Annotated in this window: 17 protein-coding genes and 1 riboswitch; of the genes, 1 reads left to right on the top strand and 16 read right to left on the bottom strand. The window is 40.0% G+C overall.

Annotated elements, in window-relative coordinates:
- Nucleotides 1-10 precede the first annotated feature (10 nt).
- The 11 genes from IEE83_RS22090 to thiS form a co-directional block, all read right to left on the bottom strand.
- On the bottom strand, nt 11-895 hold the full coding sequence (locus IEE83_RS22090) for a sulfite exporter TauE/SafE family protein (protein ID WP_194122658.1): 885 nt from the start codon (nt 893-895) through the stop codon (nt 11-13).
- Between the two features lie 130 nt (nt 896-1,025).
- Complete coding sequence (locus tag IEE83_RS22085) at nt 1,026-2,744, bottom strand: GH39 family glycosyl hydrolase (RefSeq protein ID WP_194122657.1); 1,719 nt, start codon at nt 2,742-2,744, stop codon at nt 1,026-1,028.
- Nucleotides 2,745-2,881: 137 nt separating this feature from the next.
- Entirely contained in the window at nt 2,882-3,838 is a 957-nt protein-coding gene (locus tag IEE83_RS22080; RefSeq protein ID WP_194122656.1) for a nitrilase family protein, read from the bottom strand.
- 78 nt (nt 3,839-3,916) lie between these two features.
- Complete coding sequence (locus IEE83_RS22075) at nt 3,917-4,729, bottom strand: helix-turn-helix transcriptional regulator (protein ID WP_194122655.1); 813 nt, start codon at nt 4,727-4,729, stop codon at nt 3,917-3,919.
- 13 nt (nt 4,730-4,742) lie between these two features.
- Nucleotides 4,743-5,792: a HesA/MoeB/ThiF family protein gene (moeB, locus tag IEE83_RS33465; RefSeq protein WP_194122654.1), complete on the bottom strand. Its 1,050-nt coding sequence runs from the start codon at nt 5,790-5,792 to the stop codon at nt 4,743-4,745.
- Nucleotides 5,793-5,927: 135 nt separating this feature from the next.
- Entirely contained in the window at nt 5,928-7,043 is a 1,116-nt protein-coding gene (gene thiH / locus IEE83_RS22065; RefSeq protein ID WP_194122653.1) for a 2-iminoacetate synthase ThiH, read from the bottom strand.
- Nucleotides 7,036-7,800: a thiazole synthase gene (locus tag IEE83_RS22060; protein ID WP_194122652.1), complete on the bottom strand. Its 765-nt coding sequence runs from the start codon at nt 7,798-7,800 to the stop codon at nt 7,036-7,038. Before IEE83_RS22060 ends, thiH begins: the two co-directional genes overlap by 8 nt.
- Nucleotides 7,794-8,417 carry a thiamine phosphate synthase gene (locus IEE83_RS22055; RefSeq protein WP_194122651.1) on the bottom strand — a complete coding sequence of 208 codons (624 nt, stop codon included), beginning with the start codon at nt 8,415-8,417 and terminating at the stop codon, nt 7,794-7,796. Before IEE83_RS22055 ends, IEE83_RS22060 begins: the two co-directional genes overlap by 7 nt.
- Before the next feature lie 274 nt (nt 8,418-8,691).
- Nucleotides 8,692-9,312 carry a thiamine phosphate synthase gene (locus IEE83_RS22050; protein ID WP_194122650.1) on the bottom strand — a complete coding sequence of 207 codons (621 nt, stop codon included), beginning with the start codon at nt 9,310-9,312 and terminating at the stop codon, nt 8,692-8,694.
- Nucleotides 9,312-11,195 (bottom strand): phosphomethylpyrimidine synthase ThiC, encoded by a 1,884-nt coding sequence (gene thiC / locus IEE83_RS22045; RefSeq protein ID WP_194122649.1) that lies wholly within the window; start codon nt 11,193-11,195, stop codon nt 9,312-9,314. Before thiC ends, IEE83_RS22050 begins: the two co-directional genes overlap by 1 nt.
- An 81-nt stretch (nt 11,196-11,276) precedes the next feature.
- On the bottom strand, nt 11,277-11,480 hold the full coding sequence (gene thiS, locus IEE83_RS22040; protein ID WP_194122648.1) for a sulfur carrier protein ThiS: 204 nt from the start codon (nt 11,478-11,480) through the stop codon (nt 11,277-11,279).
- Nucleotides 11,481-11,546: 66 nt separating this feature from the next.
- Nucleotides 11,547-11,642, bottom strand: a riboswitch (TPP riboswitch).
- A 141-nt stretch (nt 11,643-11,783) separates the two neighbouring features.
- Here thiS and IEE83_RS22035 point away from each other — a divergent pair.
- Entirely contained in the window at nt 11,784-12,287 is a 504-nt protein-coding gene (locus IEE83_RS22035) for a GNAT family N-acetyltransferase (RefSeq protein WP_194122647.1), read from the top strand.
- Nucleotides 12,288-12,451: 164 nt separating this feature from the next.
- Here the strand turns inward: IEE83_RS22035 and IEE83_RS22030 are convergent, their stop codons facing one another.
- The 5 genes from IEE83_RS22030 to IEE83_RS22010 all read right to left on the bottom strand — a co-directional run bounded on the left by IEE83_RS22030 (nt 12,452) and on the right by IEE83_RS22010 (nt 18,355).
- Nucleotides 12,452-13,558, bottom strand: coding sequence for a bile acid:sodium symporter family protein (locus tag IEE83_RS22030; RefSeq protein ID WP_194122646.1), 1,107 nt, complete (start codon nt 13,556-13,558; stop codon nt 12,452-12,454).
- Nucleotides 13,559-13,647: 89 nt separating this feature from the next.
- Nucleotides 13,648-14,577 carry an RraA family protein gene (locus IEE83_RS22025; protein WP_194122645.1) on the bottom strand — a complete coding sequence of 310 codons (930 nt, stop codon included), beginning with the start codon at nt 14,575-14,577 and terminating at the stop codon, nt 13,648-13,650.
- Nucleotides 14,578-14,703: 126 nt separating this feature from the next.
- Nucleotides 14,704-15,984: an amidohydrolase/deacetylase family metallohydrolase gene (locus IEE83_RS22020; RefSeq protein WP_194122644.1), complete on the bottom strand. Its 1,281-nt coding sequence runs from the start codon at nt 15,982-15,984 to the stop codon at nt 14,704-14,706.
- A 301-nt stretch (nt 15,985-16,285) separates the two neighbouring features.
- Nucleotides 16,286-16,750 (bottom strand): RidA family protein, encoded by a 465-nt coding sequence (locus tag IEE83_RS22015; RefSeq protein WP_194122643.1) that lies wholly within the window; start codon nt 16,748-16,750, stop codon nt 16,286-16,288.
- A gap of 39 nt (nt 16,751-16,789) precedes the next feature.
- Nucleotides 16,790-18,355: a SusD/RagB family nutrient-binding outer membrane lipoprotein gene (locus IEE83_RS22010; protein ID WP_194122642.1), complete on the bottom strand. Its 1,566-nt coding sequence runs from the start codon at nt 18,353-18,355 to the stop codon at nt 16,790-16,792.
- Nucleotides 18,356-18,372 lie beyond the last annotated feature (17 nt).

The raw sequence follows: 18,372 nt of genomic DNA, 5'->3' as shown, positions 1-18,372 counted from the left end.
GAGAATAAAATTAGATAATGCTGAGAATTATGGTTCTCAAACTTAAACCAATAACCAAAACTCCAACCATTAACATTAACGGTTTGCGTTTTATTTTTCCCACAAGAAGTGCTCCGAATGGTGCAGCAATAACGCCGCCAATAATCAGTCCGAGTACAACCTGCCAGCTGTTAATTCCATTGAAAATCAGGAACGTAATACCACTTGCGAACGAAATAACAAATTCAGCTGCGTTGACAGAACCAATAGTGTAACGAGGATCACGTCCCTGTCCAAGCAAAGTTGAAGTTACGATTGGTCCCCAGCCACCGCCACCAACGGAATCCATGAAACCTCCGGTTGCGGCAAGAACACCAATGCGTTTTGTGTTGTTCTTAATCAGCTTTTTCTGAATTGCTTTACGAATAATGATGACACCCAGGATCAACATGTAAAATGCGATATAAGGTTTGATCATCGCTCCGTCGATAACATCGGAAAGAAGATATGCTCCCGTAACCGCACCAAGCACACCTGGTATCAGTAAGGATTTGAATAGTTTTTTATTGATATTTTTAAATCTGAAATGCGAAATTGCTGAGGCGCCGGTTGTAAACATTTCTGCTACGTGAACACTCGCGCTACTCACGGCCGGTGTTACACCCAGACTCAATAAAAATGAAGTGGAAGTTACGCCATATGCCATCCCAAGTGCTCCGTCGACAAGCTGAGCAGCAAGTCCTACCAATAAATATAATGCGAAATCACTGGCTATGAATGTTCCGACTCCTTCCTGCGTGATGGAAATTGTTCCGTTTAAAAACAAAAAACCAACAAAAAGAACAGCAACACTGATCGGTAAAACATACCAAACCGGTTTTGTAGGAAGTTTAAGAGAAAGAACTTTTTCTAACATGGTGATGGGTATTAATAATTCAGCAATTTGTGTGATGATATGCAAAACTACTAAAACTATTAAATCTACCAAATTGATAGAGTAAAATTAATCTTAAATTAATTTTTTTGAATCAGATAAAAAGGAAGTTTTACCAGGTAATTTTCAGGAAAGAAACAGCTTGGCGAGGAAGTGGAAATTGCATGACCAATTCTCCATTTTTAACATTTATCCATTCAGGAGAGCTCAGAAGCTGTAATTGTCCGGCTTTTTCAAGTGTAGAAATTTGCTCTGCGGTTGGATTTTTAGGTGATCCCATTTTTTTCCAGACTTCATATGAATTACTGAATTTCTGATCAATCCGGTAATGGTGCACCAAAACTCGCTGAGCTGTAATTCCCTTGACATGAATATCAACAGGAGAATCCGGCGCAGGTTTATTATCGTCATGATAATTCCAGACCATCACGGCTGCTACTTTCTGATCTTTTGATGCAAATGCATTAATGTCGGGTTCGCCACGAACGCTTTCATCACGTACTTTCAGAAAATTATAAGCCAGATTTTGTTTAACGTCTACGCGCGTTCCCTGCATCATTCCGAACATGCGGAAAACATTTAAAACCGGTTTATCAACACCATTTGTAGCTAAATCCCGGAATCCACGAAACCAGGCCTGATCTTCAAATTCAAACGCCCAGGTTACTGCTCCTAATAAATTTACGCCACGGGCTTGCGCCAGATCCGATTTTCTCGCAAAAGATGCGGCTGTATAACTTGAATACATCGTCCCATTTCGATAAGCATTTTGCGGACTAACATCTTCTGAACAGGCAGCGCAACCTTCGGGATCGGATTCACCTATAATAATCGGCAGGTTTTTGAGGGTTGGATAAGAAGCAATAATTTCAAAACCTTTATCCATGTCACGCAGCTGCGTTCCCATATCCATGCGAATTATTCCGTCAACCAGTTTTGGCGATCCTTTGGCATGAAAGGTCAAAACATCGATAGGTGACCCGATTTTTCCTGTAACATAATTTTTTCCTTTGGTAACATGATCAAGAAATGCTCTGAAAAATTTGGCAGAAACGTCCCAGTTTGGGCCTGTAACTTCCGGTCCACCTACTTTTGCGGTGGGTAAAGCACGTTTTACGGCGTCAGCTGAATAATCATACATTTTGATATATTCCTCCGTTGTGCCTTTCCAGTAACTGATATTGGGCTCATTCCATAATTCCCAATACCAGCTTTCAACTTCTTTTTTACCGTATTTTTCAACCGAATGTTTTACCCATTGATATACCAGTTCTGCAAATTTTGCGTAATCTTTTGGCGGATACGCCCAGCCGGTGTAGATATCATTGTAATTATCTCCGGGTTTCCAAAAATGGCGGTATGGTTGCGGATGAGAAGATAAAGCCTCCGGCATAAAACCGATTTGGGCAATTGGCTTCATGCCACGCTCAATATAAGTATCACATATTTTATCAACAATTGTCCAATTGTAAACCGGTTTTCCATCTTTATCTTCCGTGTAAGCATTTGTTGAACCCCATTTCAAAGCAGCCACGCCGTCGCCGGTGACAAGCATACTATGAGCACGAACATAAACCGGAACTTTACTTAATTGAGATATTTCAGAAAGCAGTTTTTTCCCGTCTTTCATGTAAGTATAGTTTGGCTCATCATAGCCAAACCACGACCAAATCGGTTTTATCGGGCCTTTTTCTTTCTTTAAATCGATCTCGATGGAGACTGGTTTAACATCTTGCGCCCTACTTTGAAAAGCGAAAATGGTAATGATCAAAAAAAGAATAATTGAATTACATATATGTCTGCGAGTAAAATCTGAATTAATCAATTCCATTTAGTCTTTAAGTTTTGACAAAAAAGTAGTCACGGCATTTGTCGGATTGCTATGAGTTTGACTGCGAAAGAAATTATTATATTGGCTTTACTCTAATTGTAAACTGTATTTTTTGAAAATTCAAATGATACAAAACTTTATTTCTGGTCATCATTTAACCACACCACCTTTTGCTCCGGCTCATGTTCCTTTCCAATTATAGCTCCATACAAATCCGGTCGTCGCGCTTTGATATACCGGAAACCACCAGCGCGTTCCAGTTTTTCCGGCGTTAAAGTTGCAATGGCTATATCATTATCAAGCTCACGACATTCCGCAACAATATCTCCATAAGGATCGAGAATCATGGAACAACCATTTTTCAATTGATCATCGTCCATGCCAATCGGATTGGAAAAAATGGCATAAATCGCATTGTCATAAGCACGTGCCGGCAACCATTTCATGAGCCAGCTACGGCCTTTGGCTCCATCAAATTCCTGGCGAAGCGAAGTTGGATCAGATTCTCTGTTTTCCCAAAATTCCGGATCAACAAAACCTGCACCGGGGCGTGTCGAAGGTGTACACATAGTAACGTGCGGCATGAAAATAATATCGGCTCCAAGCAATTTTGTGGCTCTTACATTTTCAATAATATTACTATCGTAACAAATCAGAATGCCACATTTCCAGCCGAATAAATCGAAAACAACATATTTATTTCCGGGAGTCAAATGCGGATTTATGAAGGGATGAAGTTTTCGGAATTTCGCAACCAGTCCATTTTCATTGACACAGACATAGGCTTTATAAATTTTTTCTTCTGAATCTTTTTCAAACAAACCGGCGAGAATTGTAATATTATGTTCGCGGGAAATGGCAGTGAGTTTTTCAACACTTTCGCCATCCGGAATAAATTCAGCAATGTCCAGTAATTGTTCTTTGGATAAATGTCGGGCAAAAGTGTAACCTGTTATTGAGCATTCGTGAAAGGAAATAGCTTTGGCGCCTTTGGCAGCGGCCTGTTGTGAAAGCTGGTTGATAATTTCAAGATTATAAACTTTGTCACCGCTTCTGTTCTCAAATTGTGCGGTTGCAATTTTGATATTTTCCATGCTTTTGTCATTTTTAGTCGATGATTCAAAAATAGAAAACCAGGGAATTACAAAATTGTACAAACCCGACGGCAGACTTTATTTTTCAGAAATCTGCAAGAGATTGGCAGCTAACAAATTGGACTGACCGATATATTGACCTGGCGTAATACCTGAAATATTTTTCATTTCCCGAATCAAATGCGCCTGATCGAAGAAACCACAGTCGTAAACTAAATTGGTAAGTGAGTTTAGAGAAGAAGTATTTGTCCGAACCAATTTTAAGAAATGCTGAATTCTGGTAACTCCTGAGTATCGTTTTGGTGAAACTCCGATATGTTCAGCAAAACTTCTTTGCAACTGTCTTTCACTTATTTTTAAAAGAGAAGTTAATTCGGTAACAGGCAGATTACCATTGTTTTTATTTATTATTTGTATAGCCTGACAAGCGAGATTTAAAGAAAGATTTTGAATTTTAAGTTTAGCGGTCAGAAAATTTTCAATTATTTGAATTTGGTCAAATACATCAATTGAACTTACGATTTGATCTGAAATAATCTGATTCTCAACCGGATAAAAAATTTCAAGATCCAAAATCTGGTTTTTTAATTCAATCGCAGGAATACGTAATAATGAAGAGGAGCCAAAAGGATGGAAAACCACAATCAGCATCCCGATTTTACCAACTGAAATTATATTCTGGAAGGTTTCCGGCTGACCATAAATAAAAGAAATTGGAAGGATATCCAACTGTCCGTTTTCCAGATGTAAAAGTGGATCTCCATAATTGAAAACCATTCCCGTATTCCCATCTGCAAACATTCTGTGCTGCACATTCGCAGCGTGATCATTTTCGATAATCAGAAAATGTTTTACAATCTGCGAAAGCGACCGAGAGGGGAGAAGTTGCATGTAATTTAATTTACTATCCTTTTTTGACCCAAAAACTTTGACCCTGAAAATTACTTTTTGCTAATAAAGTTGCCGCCATGCGGCTTCGTTTTCCGGTCGTGCAATAAAATACAACGGTTTTATCAGCAGGGAAATTGGCAATATTTTCCGGTAATTCTGAAAGAGGAATATTTTCACCACCAATAAAATCTTCCTCAAATTCATAATTTTCTCTTACATCAATAAGGTATAAATCATCGGAGTTTGATTCTAATCGGTTTTCCAGATCTTCAAAAAACATTTCCTCAATTTTATTTGTAGAAACTGTTTTTGAAATAACAGATGATTTCTCAATTGGCATAACCGGAAATTCAGGTGAACGACTAAAACTGAACACATTGGTAGTATTTCCAAGTGCATTCAAAACCAGCAATTTTCCGGAAAGTATTTCGCCAAATTCGCAGATTATTTTGATGGCTTCATTGGCCATATAGGTACCAATAATGCCCGGCAAAATTCCGATCACACCGGCAACTTCACAATTATCACCTTCCTCAGCTTCGGGAAAAAGACAACGGTATGTTGGACCACCTTTATAATTGAAAACTGAAACCTGACCTTCAAAACGTAAAATGGAGCCAAAAACCAAAGGCTTATTCAAAGCGACACAAACGTCATTGGCAAGATAACGGGTTGGAAAATTGTCAGATCCGTCAATGACCAAATCGTAATTTGAAATAATTTCCAAAGCATTCGTTTCATCCAATCTTACAGGAATTGCAATAAGATTGACAAAAGGATTCATGACAGAAAGCTTCTCAACGGCAGTTTTCGCTTTTCCTTTTCCAATATCATCAGCGGAATATAAAATCTGCCGGTGAAGATTTGTAATATCAACGGTATCGTCATCAACCACACCAATGGTTCCAACTCCGGCAGCAGTCAAATATTGCAAAACAGGACAACCCAAGCCACCAGCGCCAATGACAAGCACCTTGGCAGCTTTCAGTTTTTCCTGCCCGGAAATTCCCATTTCTAGAAGCACTATTTGTCGACTATATCTTTTTCTTTCCTGAGACTCCACAGCTATTTGTTTCGGTGCTCTGCACCTTTAACATGTTTATATTATCCGGTTTTCTACAAGTATTTGGCCGCTCTGCGGCGACATTGAAAGCCTGGTGTTGCCGACTGAACATTCTATCATTCACTTATTCAATATTCAACATTGCATTACCTTATCCCAATCTTTCCAAACAGGCTCATATCCCTTAGACCTGATCATCGCTGCGATTTCAAACGGACTTCTTTCATCTGAAATTTCAAATTGCTCCAACGATTCAGGTTCCACTGCATATCCTCCCGGATTTGTTTTTGAACCTGCACTTATGGATGTTATTCCAAGTTGTACACAATGATTTCTGAACTTTTCAGACTCTCTGGTTGATAGAGAAATTTCTACTTCTTCATTAAACAAACGATAAGCACAAATGAGTTGCACCAATTCTTTGTCATTCATTTCAACTTTTGGCTCCAACCCACCCGAAAAGGGGCGAAGTCTGGGAAATGATAAACTGTAACGGGTTTGCCAATATGTTTTTTCAAGATAATTGAGATGTAAAGCTGTGAAAAAACTATCCGTCCGCCAATCTTCCAAACCAATTAAAACGCCTAAACCCATTTTATGAATACCAGCCTGGCCCAGTCTGTCCGGCGTTTCCAAACGGTAATTAAAGTTAGATTTTTTTCCTTTGGGATGGTGTTTTTTATAATCTTCTTTGTGATAAGTTTCCTGATAAATCAATACCGAAGTTAATCCAAGTGGAATCAGTTCAACATATTCTTCCGTGTCCAGAGGCTGAACTTCCATCGAAACCTGAGCAAAATACGGACGAATTAATTTTAAAACTTTTTTGAAATATTGTACATGTACGGTTTGATTCGCTTCGCCTGTCACCAAAAGTACATGATCATAGCCAAGGCTTTTGATCACTTTTACTTCCTGTAAAATCTCGTCTTCGGTCAGCGTTTTTCTCCGCACTTTATTATCCAGACTGAACCCGCAATAGGTGCAAATATTGGTGCATTCATTGGAAAGATAAAGTGGAATATAAAGCTGGATTGTTTTTCCAAAACGCTTTTGTGTCAACTGCTGACTTAGCTGCGCCATAGGTTCCAGATAGGTGGTAGCCGCAGGAGAAATTAACGCTTTAAAATCTTCCAGATTTCTTCGGGATGTATGTAAAGCGCGCTCAACATCGTTTTTTGTTTTGGAATAAATACTTTCCTTAACATCATCCCAGGTATATGTTTCGAATAAATCTTTAAAACTACTCATCTAAAAAGGCGGTTAACGGGCTGCTTGCCACGGCAAAATTTCCTTGTTTTCCTAATCTGGCATGGTAAGCCATTCTTCCAGCTTCTACGGCCATTTTAAAAGCAATCGCCATCTGAACCGGATTTCCAGCGATGGCAATCGCGGTATTGACCAGAACAGCATCCGCACCAAGTTCCATTGCTTTTGCGGCATCCGAAGGTGAGCCAATTCCAGCGTCGACAATCACCGGAACTTTACTCTGCTCAATAATGATTTCCAGAAAATCAATCGTTTTCAAGCCTTTATTGCTTCCAATGGGTGATCCCAATGGCATCACTGCGGAAGCGCCCGCATTTTCAAGTCGCTTGCACAAAACCGGATCAGCGTGAATGTAGGGAAGAATTACAAAACCCAGTTTTGCCAGTTCTTCAGTTGCCAGAAGGGTTTCAATAGGATCGGGCATCAGGTACTTTGGATCAGGATGAATTTCGAGTTTTATCCAGTTGGTTTCCAAAGCTTCTCTTGCAAGTTGTGCCGCAAAAACTGCTTCTTTGGCTGTGCGGACACCGGATGTGTTGGGTAATAAGTCAATAGACGGATGTTTGAGATGTATTAAAATATCATCGTCCGCATTGTTCATATCAACTCTTCGAAGTGCAACGGTTACCAATTCGGAGCCGGATGCGATGAGCGCCTCTTCCATCAATTTTGAAGAATTGAATTTCCCGGTTCCCGTGAAAAGTCGTGATGAAAATTCTTTGTCAGCTATTTTTAACATAGTATTTTTTTGATTTTGTAAACCACGTTTCGCGGATTTTCAGAATTAATAATTGAGCCGGAAATGGCTACTCCGTACATTCCGGTTTTGGTTATTGGTGCAACATCTTCTTGTGTAATCCCGCCGATTGCAATTATTGGAATTGATAAACCAAGTTCTTTTAATGACTTTATTAGATTTCTGTAACCTTCTAATCCCAAAATCGGGCTGAGATTTTGTTTGGTTGAGGTAAACTGGAAAGGGCCCAATCCTATGTAATCTGCTCCTTCGTTAATTCTTTTTACGATATGTTCAAATGTGTTGGCAGTCCCGCCTATAATCATGTTTTTTCCAACTATTTTTCTCGCCGTTTCAATAGGCATATCATTAAGTCCGAGATGCAGACCGTGAGCATTGATTTCTTTTGCGATAAATGGGAAATCGTTGATTATAAGTTTGGACTGATAGCTGTCACAAAGGACCTTGGCTTTTTCTGCAAGATTTAAAACGTCTTCAAAAGATTGATTTTTCACCCTCAGTTGTATCCAGCGACAGCCTGCGTCGAGTGCGGTTTGGATGCTTTCGAGGTGGGTGATTTCTTTGGTTTGGTTTGATATGAACTGGAGTTTTTCTATCATTTGATTTTATTTCTTGTGGATTGATTTCGATTACCCTAAAATCCCAGGGTATAAACCCCGGGCTAAGATATGTGACCCTGTTAGGGTCATGGAGATTACGAACATTTAGGTCATAATTAGGTTGTGCTTGTCCAAATGTTCGGGATGTGCCAAAGCCCAACGGGCTTACATATTTTAGCACCGGGCTTCGCCCGGTAGTGGTGTGATGCACGGTGTTATGTTGGTGTGATCCCCGGTGTGTTTGTTGATATGATTAATTGATTCGTGTTAATTGTTATGTTTCAGATTGATTGATAAAATTCACCAACTCCCGTAATTCCCGAAAACTCATAATAGCATTTTCCGGATTCTCCCACAACGTTCCCAAAATAGCGGCTCCGTCAAAATTCATATTTTCTATTTGTTGAAGATTTCGACGATTTATTCCGCCCAATCCAATAATTGGTATTTTTTTAATTTCAGGTTCAATGAAAAAATCATGACTCAGAACTCCTTGATAACCTGATTTTGAAATACTGTTAAACACCGGCCCGAAAAATGTGTAGCTGAAAAGCCCGGAAAGAATTTTCAATTCAGATAAATCATGAATTGAAGTACTTAGCAGAAAACCACCGGACTTTAAATTTTCCAGAATTTCCGTCGATACTGATTTTCTTTCTTTTTCAGTAAAATGAAGCCTTTTAATCCCAAATTCTCCGGCCAGATCATGGTGCTGGTGAATTGAAATTCTGTCGAGAAAATCCGCATGGACTTTACTTAATAAATTCCTAAAATCAGCCGGGTTACTTTCGGGTTTTCGGATATGTAAACACACCAATCCTTCCCTGAAAAGACTGTTTATTATTTCAGCCTCGTCAGGGATAAATTCAGGATTGGATATGGCTAATAGTTTCATTATAAGTAGATTTCGCTGCCTTTATTAGCAAATTCTCTTGCTTTTTCCTGCATACCTTCTTCCAGTGCCATTTCTTCCATCAAACCATTTTCTTCGGCATAATCACGAACATCCTGTGTGATTTTCATCGAACAGAAGTTCGGTCCGCACATAGAACAGAAGTGAGCGATTTTGGCACCTTCGGCGGGTAATGTTTCATCATGGAATTCTTTGGCGGTATCCGGATCAAGTGAAAGGTTGAACTGATCTTCCCAGCGGAATTCGAATCTTGCTTTGCTTAATGCATTGTCACGATATTGCGCTCCTGGGTGTCCTTTTGCCAAATCTGCGGCGTGGGCAGCGATTTTGTACGTGATCACACCGTCTTTTACATCTTTTTTATTAGGCAAACCCAAATGCTCTTTTGGTGTAACGTAACAAAGCATCGCCGTTCCAAACCAGCCAATCATCGCTGCACCTATTGCAGAGGTAATATGGTCATAACCGGGAGCAATGTCGGTTGTTAATGGTCCCAAAGTGTAAAATGGAGCTTCCTGACAATGTTCCAGTTGTTTTTCCATATTCTCTTTTATCAAATGCATAGGCACGTGGCCGGGGCCTTCAATAATGGTTTGGATATCATGTTTCCAGGCAATTTTTGTTAATTCACCCAAAGTTTCCAGTTCAGAAAATTGTGCGGCGTCATTGGCGTCTGCGATGCAGCCCGGTCTTAGACCATCACCCAAAGAAAATGCGACGTCGTACGCTTTCATGATCTCACAGATATCTTCAAAATGGGTGTAGAGAAAGTTTTCCTTGTGATGGGCAAGACACCACTTTGCCATTATTGAACCGCCACGGGAAACAATTCCTGTGATCCGTTTGGCTGTTAGCGGAATATATCTCAGCAAAACCCCGGCATGAATTGTGAAATAATCAACACCTTGTTCCGCCTGTTCAATTAGGGTATCCCTGAACAATTCCCAGGTAAGATCTTCGGCTTTTCCATTCACTTTTTCAAGCGCCTGATAAATTGGAACGGTGCCGATCGGTACAGGAGAATTGCGGATAATCCATTCCCGGGTTTCATGAATATTTTTTCCTGTCGAAAGATCCATGATCGTATCAGCTCCCCAGCGGCAAGCCCAAACCGTTTTCTCCACTTCTTCTTCAATGCTGGATGTTACAGCTGAATTCCCAATATTTGCATTGATTTTGACAAGAAAATTTCTGCCAATAATCATGGGCTCACTTTCCGGATGATTGATATTAACCGGAATTACGGCTCTACCCGCAGCTACTTCTGATCGTACAAACTCCGGCGTAATAAATCCTTTTGGTGTATTTGCTCCGAAACTATGTCCGGCGTGCTGATGTGCCAGAATTCCTGATTTTCCGTTTAGTTCTGCAATCTGTTCTTCAATCCGCTGGTTTTCACGAATCGCTATATATTCCATTTCAGCCGTAATAATTCCCTTTTTGGCATAATGCAGTTGAGAAACATTTTGACCTGCTTTTGCACGGTACGGTTTACTGATGTGGGCAAATCTTAAAGCATCCAGACTTTTGTCATTTTTGCGCTGTGTTCCGTATTCTGACGAAATGGTTTCAAGCTGCTCCACATCTCCACGTTTTAAAATCCAGGGAGCTCTTAATGGTTCAAGTCCTTTTTTTACATCGATTTCTATGTTGGGATCTGTAAATGGACCACTGGTGTCGTAAATGGTAACGGATGGATTTTTTTCAATCAATCCCAATTTTCCATGCACTTTTGTATCGCTAAGAGATACCTCACGCATGGCGACGGAAATGTCGTGTATTTTTCCTTTCACATAAATCTTCCTGGATTTTGGAAAAGGTTTTCTTGAAATTACTTCTGTGTCTGGTGTTTTTTCAGTTTTCATGGATGGAATAGCTTTTGGCTTTAAGCTGTTAGCCAGATGGATAGTTGAAAATTGGTTTATTCGTTCAGGATATTAGTTTGATTAACCTCCCTGTGTAGCTTTGATCAGGGTGATTTTATCGTTGGGATTGAGTATGTGAAGAGGCCATTCCTTTTTTGGAATAATGGCCTGATTGATCGCAATAGCGATTCCTTTGGAGGAATCTGCAAACAAGGAAGACAAAAGTTCTTCAACCGAAGAGCGTTCGGGAATTTCTGTACGTTGCTGATTAATGCTGATTTCCATTCTGAATAATGTTTTATGAGAAAAACTTCAGGAATGGACCTTGGAAAGATTCATTAAGATACAATAGCAGTATCTCTTACTTTTCCCTATCGGCAGTACTAACTGCATCAGGTTCAAAGGGTATTATCTCAGTCCGCATACGGGACACCCCTAAAGTTTCCGTAAAGCTATTGGAAAAATCGGAGTTTCAAAAAATAAAAGTTTAAAGCTGATTTTTGATGGTTGGGAAACTGTGAAAGTTTTGCTAATTATGAGGTAACTTTGAATTTGTCAAATTAACACCTCATAAAGAATCTGCTTTTAATGGATCTTATCATCAGAAATGCTGCTCCGAAAGACTTACCGGCTATACTGGAAATTGTAAATCAAGCTATTTTAGAAACTACTGCCATTTATGATTACGAGATCAGAACTTTGGAAGAACAGACTGCCTGGTTTGAAAAAATGATAAACGATGGTATGCCGGTAATTGTAGCTGAATTTGAGAAGGAAGTAATCGGGTATGGATCTTACAGTATTTTTCGTCCGAAAATCGGCTATAAATTCAGTGTTGAACATTCGATTTATCTGAATGACAAATCTCGTGGAATAGGAGTAGGAGGCAGGTTGCTTGGAAGTTTAATTCAGCGCGCAAAAGAATCCGGATTGCACACCATGATTGCAGGAATCGACGCCACAAATCGCGGTAGCATCAAATTTCATGAAAAATATGGATTTGTAGAAAAAGGATATTTGAGAGAGGTTGGCTATAAATTTGACCAATGGCTGGACCTGGTCTTCATGCAATTAATCCTGAAAGAAGATTAAATAAATTAGCCCTGAAAGGGCGTAATATCTTAGAATCGGGCATCGCCCGATTGATTTGGGATATGGGAATTATACAATTCCGAATTCACATCATCGTTCTCATAGGGCGTTGCCCTATCCTAAAATATGACGCCCTTTCAGGGCTATGAAAGGGCGTCATATTTTTAATGAGCTCGTCCGGTTTCTACATACGTGGCTTCGTCACCCGTAGGTTTTCTATGCCAATAAGATGCGAGGATTGATCCGGTAATATTCATTAATGGTCCAAAAACCGCGGGTGCCAAACCTACTGTCGCCATTTTTCCCATTTCCTTTGCTATTCCTGACGCCAATCCGCCATTCTGCATACCAACTTCAATGGCAATTGTACGACAATCTCGTTCGCTCATTTTGAATAGTTTCCCCGAGAAATATCCAAGCGTATATCCCAAAAGATTGTGAATCAACACCAGTCCTATTAAAGCCGGCCCGATCGTCAAAAGACTGTCCCTTCCTGCCGCCGTAATAATCACAATAATAAATGCAATTCCTGACATCGAAACCAAAGGCATTGCAGTATCCAGCCAATTTGCTTTTCCGTGAAACAATTTGTTGAAAATTAATCCGGCACCAATTGGCAGAATTACCATTTTAACAATATCCCACATCATATGCAGCATATCAATTTCAACAAAAGCACCGGCATATAATTTCATCAGCATTGGCGTCATTAAAGGAGCCAGCATGGTTGAAATTGCAGTAATTGTAATAGATAATGCAAGATTTGCTTTTGCCAAATAGGAAATTACATTGGACGCCATACCATTTGGAGAACAACCGATCAGGATAATTCCGGCTGCAATTTCAGCTGGAAAACCGCTGATGCTTGCCAGTGTAAAACCCAAAAGCGGCATGATTAAAAAGTGACTTGTAACACCGATAAAAACACCTCTTGGCATTTTTACAACACCAACAAAATCCTCAAAACTCATCGAAGTCCCCATTCCAAACATGATTATCTGGATTAATGGCGTAATCAGCGTTGCAAATTTGAAACCATCATATTGCTGAAAATATTGAGGATAATATAAAGCAGTAGTAACGGCTGCAAAAATAATCGTTGTATAAGTAAATCCTTTCAAAGTTTCCGACCCTCTGAAACTTATGGCCAATGCTAAGAAAAAGCCAATAAAAAACGGGCCCGCCTGAGCCAGATTTCCTGTTACTGTAAGATAAAGCGCTACAACCAGACACAAAATAGCAACACCAGATAGAAGCTTGTAAATATTCATAAACTTATGTTAATTATGCAATTTTAAAAAAGGTGCATTTTTAGGAAAAAAGCAGGAAATATGTATTTCTTACTTTTTCCCAAGACTTATTACCAGGTTCTTTTCTTCATGTATTCGTCCAGTTCAGAACGCTTCATTGGAATTTCTTTTGGGTTTTTATCCAGCCATTTCAGGAAATCATCTTTTAATTTGTCTGACCACTGACTATCAATTTGTCCCGGTGTGTATTTTCCTTCTTTCAACATCTGAATTCCGAATTTGTCACGGATCGCGATAAATTCAGCGGTTAAAACTACCTTTTCAACCAAATGCGCAGGGATGAAAATGATACCTTCTCTTTTGGCAAGAACTAGATCTCCCGGTAAAACAATCGCTCTTCCGATGCGGATAGGCGTATTAAGTCCCATTAAAACCACATCTTTCAAATAAGAAGGATCCCAGTCACGGACAAATGCGTTGAAACCTTCAATTTTTGACAAACCTTCCAAATCTCTTGCTGAGGCATCAAAAACAACGCCGTTTCCTGATTTTGCAAATATTGAATTTCCAAGATTATCACCGATTAAAGTACCCTGGGCAATTTTTCCAAAACCGTCAGCAACGTAAACATCACCTTTGGAAAGCTGGTCTATCGGCCACGAGTTGGTATTTCCGATACGGCCATTTTTTGCACCCCGTTCTTTTATATTTTTTTCAACATCCGGGCGGGAAGGCATAAATTGTGCAGTAAGTGCACGACCTGCGATAGTCACATCCTGATGGATCATTTTCCAGTTTGCATCAAACTGAGAATTATAACCTTCATTTTGGAGCACAACCCAGGCTTCTTCAATGGCAATTTCTTTTGCCCGGCGAATGAAGTCATCAGACACTTTTGGTCTTCCGTCAGGGAAACGTTCGCCTTTCCATTCAGAAGTCAAAAAAATCAATTCTTCTTTTGATATGGTTTGGGCGTGAAGAGAATTGAAAAAATTAAAGCTTAAAAATAATGCTGCGGCAACAATGGATTTAATTTTCATTTCAATGGAATTGCAATTTATGAAGGGCCGGCAAGATAAAATTTGGATTACAAACCGGATACATAATGTATCAATTTGTAACCCAAATGAGAAAAGACCGGATATCCCGAATTTTACTAGATTGTATTAATTTCTTTTTGAAGCAACGACGATAGGCGAGGTGATTCCGTTCAGGTCATATACCACTTTTCCGGCGCGGATTGTCAGTTCACATTCCAGTTTTTCTTTACCCGTAATTTTTGTTCCGGTATAATCAAAGAAACCAAAAACACCGGTATCGTTCATGCTGAAATTTCCTTTCAAGACGCGTAAAACTGCGATATCGGCTAGTCCGCCTACGGTTAAGCTTCCAAGCTGCTCTCTGTGAATTGCCTGTGCAGGAGCCCAGGTACTCGCTTTGATAACGCTTTGCAGATCCATACCCATAGCCAGGAATTTGGACATCACATTCAGCATATCTTTCATCGCAGCGTTCATACTTCCCGTATGAATATCGGTGCTGATTGTATTTGGATAAAATCCACTTTTCACAGCCGGAATTGCCTGAGAAAAAGCGAAACTGATACCACCATAACCCACATCAAACAGAATTCCTTTTTTACGAGCTTCGTAAACGAATGGTTTAATTTTTCCGGTTTTAACATCCAGAATTGGTTCGCGACTTGATAATTGTCCGAAGCAATGTGTGAAAATATCACCCGGACGAAGGTGCTGCATGAATAATTCTTCGATTGAAAGTACGGGAGTGCTTCCGCCAAAATCAATCATAACAGGAATATTGGCGAGTTTTCCGGCTGCCACAGCTTTGTCAGTTGGCGTCCAGTCGTGGCCGTTGAAGTGAGCCAGTTTTACACCAACTACATAGTCAGGATTTTCTTTGGCAACGCGTGCTGTATTTTCAGGATCCATATCAGCGATATTCTGCTCATATGTTCCGCCACGCATTCCTTCTCCTACAATATTCAGAAATGCCAGAACACGGGTTTTTGAAATATCTATGGTTTGTTTTTTGAAGTCAGGAAAGGATTTCCAACCGGCACAACCTGCGTCTACAACCGTAGTAACGCCGGTACGAAAAGTAAAACCGTCCGGAGGCAATGCGTTAGGTCCGTTGCTGTACGTCTGATCCATTTTTGTTCCGTAAAAGTTATGCGAGTGCATATCAATTAATCCCGGAGTAACGTACATTCCTTTGGCATCAACAACCTGTGCGGCAAGTTTCGGATCAATGTTTTTGGCTACACTTTTAACGGTGTCACCGTTTAAAGCAACATCCATGATACCGTTGATATTATTCTTCGGATCAATAACGTGGCCTCCTTTGATAATGATGGTGTATTTTTGAGCATTCGCGGAAATGCTGCAACAGGCCATTAAAAGACCCATGGAAAGAATTATTTTTTTCATTTTGAAGGATTAGGAATTAAGTATCAAATTTACTGTTTTGTTGCCGTAATAAGCACAGAGCGGTTAGATTAACTGGTAATATTTTATCAATTCTAAACGAATAATTTCCCAAAAAGAATTAATAATTATGAAACCGGATACTTTTTAATTTCAGGAGTGAGCAGGCAATAACGGGTTGGTCAGGTTCTTATCGTTTTGAAAACAGATAAGTTAAGAAATGGTTAAGGGAAGAGGAATGCGTAAACAGAAAAAATATCACTGAGAAATCCGAAGATCATCTCAGTGATACTTTACCTTTCGGCTAGATGTAGGCGATGCAATCTATTTCCACAAGCGAGTTTCCCGGTACTCCGCCATAAACGGCAACCGTTGTGCGCACTGGTGGCTTATCGCCAAATCTGCCTTTGTAAGCTTCGTTCATTGCCTTGTAATCATTCAGGTCATGAAGCAAAACGCTTACTTTTAATACTTTTTGCATCGAAGAGCCAGCGGCAATCAATTCTTTTTCAACTTCATCCAGAACATGTTTTGTATGGGCTGTAATATCGCCCTCAAAGTGGGCGCCTTTACCTGCTATAAAAACAAGATTATTGAATTTTGTATGCCCTGAAAACAGTGGTACATCCTGGTGGTTAACAACATTTCCAACTTCCTTTTCAGGTGCAGCTTCAAGTGCTTTCGCTTGTGAAGATGCCATGCCAAGTCCTGTTACACCGGCTACCGAGGCGAATAATTTTTTAAGGATTGATCTGCGTTCTGTTTTCATACGGCTATTATTAATTGAGAAAAATTGAATTTGCGGCTTTTATTTATCCCACCAAACTACACTGGAAAGGTTGTTTGTACCACCTTGTCTGGTTCTTGCTTCGATGAAATTTGTCTCGTTATAAATTCCTTCTGAATCCGGGATCTGGAATCTTGTTGGAATTTTTCCACCTGTAAGGTTACCTGGGTAATTTGTCGGTGTCAGTTTAGGATATCCTGTGCGTCTCCAGTTAGAGAAGATTTCGTATTCATCTTCCAAAAACAAGGTTACCCATTTCTGAGTACTGATCTGCTCGATTTGTTCGTCAACAGAACCCGATGTTTTGTAAGGATTTGCAGTCAGGTAAGCATTTATTTTAGCGTCTGAAATTGTACCTGCGCTTCCAAACAATGCCCATTGTTTCATACCCGAAGTTACAGCGCTGTTATACTCAGCTTGTGCTGTTCCTGCTGAATACCATCCTCTAACGGCAGCTTCTGCCAGAAGCAAGTGAACTTCTGCGCTTGTGAAAACCAGCAAAGGAGCGCTGTATTTAAGGATTGTATTTGGATTTGGCTCAGAGTAAGAGTTAAAATCAGCTGGCAAACTGTTGAAAGCCGCATTTTGCATTCCTTTTTGAAGTGCTGTTGTAGTATCGGCAGTGAAAGTTTTTCCATCCGCAGAAGGTACCCAAACAATAGAGATCACGTTTAAGCGAGGATCTTTTGTCGTCTTCAAATGATCAATAAGCGTTTTTGAGAATTTTCCTCCTTCTACGTTATCACCACCTGGTGTCACATAGTCAGTTCCCATCAAACCACTTGCAATAAAGTTTCTGCTGGCTGTAACCGAACCATCAACATAAGCAATTGTTGCAATGTCAGAATCACTTGTGATAACGCCACCTGCGATTGCTTTCTGAACCCATGTTTTAGCCAAAGCAGCATCCACTTGTGTCAAACGCATTCCCAGACGAAGCATCAAAGAATAACCAAATTTTTTCCATTTTGTGATATCACCACCATAGATCAAATCAGAAGTTCCGAAAGTAGCCTGCGCAGGATCAAAAGCAGCGATCGCTTGTTCAAGTTCTTTCAACATGTCAGCGTAAATCGCAGACTGCTGATCGTAAACCGGCGTGTAATTTTTATCTGTAAGTGCTTTTCCGGCCTGGCTGTAAGGAATGTCTCCGTACAAATCTGTCAGTCTGTGATACATATAAGCTTTCCAGATACGTGCAACTGAAAGTTTGTTCACGTCGGCAGGAGCGGTATTTACTGCACTGATCACTTGTTCGATATCAATGATAGACCCTTGTGTGGTCATGTCAGTTCCGCCATACATTCCCCAGCTTCCTGTTGAATAAGTATAGTTGAAATACTTGTCACCAGCAGCAGGTACTTCTTTGTATGTTGCAAAATGCTGCATCGAACCACCGATCGTAAGATAAGCAGCACCTGTGTAATTGTTGCTTACTGCCGAAAGCTGAGCTCTTGTAAAAAGGAAACCCGGTACAACTGCTGTTGATGCATTAGGATTCACGTTCATTTCCTCAAACCCATTGTCACAAGCGGCCAAGAGCAGGGCCATTGGGGCCAGATATAATAATCTTAAAAACTTTTTCATATTCACTAAAATATTTT

The organism is Dyadobacter subterraneus (assembly GCF_015221875.1).
Classification (GTDB): Bacteria; Bacteroidota; Bacteroidia; order Cytophagales; family Spirosomataceae; genus Dyadobacter; species Dyadobacter subterraneus.
Note: the sequence above shows the minus strand (reverse complement) of the source record. Positions and strands in the feature narration are given on the sequence as shown.

Coding starts and splice junctions, on each gene's coding strand:
- IEE83_RS22035 (WP_194122647.1), top strand. CDS start 11,784: ATGGATCTTATCATCAGAAATGCTGCTCCGAAAGACTTACCGGCTATA.
- IEE83_RS22090 (WP_194122658.1), bottom strand. CDS start 895: ATGTTAGAAAAAGTTCTTTCTCTTAAACTTCCTACAAAACCGGTTTGG.
- IEE83_RS22010 (WP_194122642.1), bottom strand. CDS start 18,355: ATGAAAAAGTTTTTAAGATTATTATATCTGGCCCCAATGGCCCTGCTC.
- thiS (WP_194122648.1), bottom strand. CDS start 11,480: ATGGAAATCAGCATTAATCAGCAACGTACAGAAATTCCCGAACGCTCT.
- IEE83_RS22050 (WP_194122650.1), bottom strand. CDS start 9,312: ATGAAACTATTAGCCATATCCAATCCTGAATTTATCCCTGACGAGGCT.
- thiH (WP_194122653.1), bottom strand. CDS start 7,043: ATGAGTAGTTTTAAAGATTTATTCGAAACATATACCTGGGATGATGTT.
- IEE83_RS22020 (WP_194122644.1), bottom strand. CDS start 15,984: ATGAAAAAAATAATTCTTTCCATGGGTCTTTTAATGGCCTGTTGCAGC.
- IEE83_RS22085 (WP_194122657.1), bottom strand. CDS start 2,744: ATGGAATTGATTAATTCAGATTTTACTCGCAGACATATATGTAATTCA.
- IEE83_RS22015 (WP_194122643.1), bottom strand. CDS start 16,750: ATGAAAACAGAACGCAGATCAATCCTTAAAAAATTATTCGCCTCGGTA.
- IEE83_RS22075 (WP_194122655.1), bottom strand. CDS start 4,729: ATGCAACTTCTCCCCTCTCGGTCGCTTTCGCAGATTGTAAAACATTTT.
- IEE83_RS22060 (WP_194122652.1), bottom strand. CDS start 7,800: ATGTTAAAAATAGCTGACAAAGAATTTTCATCACGACTTTTCACGGGA.
- IEE83_RS22025 (WP_194122645.1), bottom strand. CDS start 14,577: ATGAAAATTAAATCCATTGTTGCCGCAGCATTATTTTTAAGCTTTAAT.
- IEE83_RS22030 (WP_194122646.1), bottom strand. CDS start 13,558: ATGAATATTTACAAGCTTCTATCTGGTGTTGCTATTTTGTGTCTGGTT.
- IEE83_RS22055 (WP_194122651.1), bottom strand. CDS start 8,417: ATGATAGAAAAACTCCAGTTCATATCAAACCAAACCAAAGAAATCACC.
- IEE83_RS22080 (WP_194122656.1), bottom strand. CDS start 3,838: ATGGAAAATATCAAAATTGCAACCGCACAATTTGAGAACAGAAGCGGT.
- thiC (WP_194122649.1), bottom strand. CDS start 11,195: ATGAAAACTGAAAAAACACCAGACACAGAAGTAATTTCAAGAAAACCT.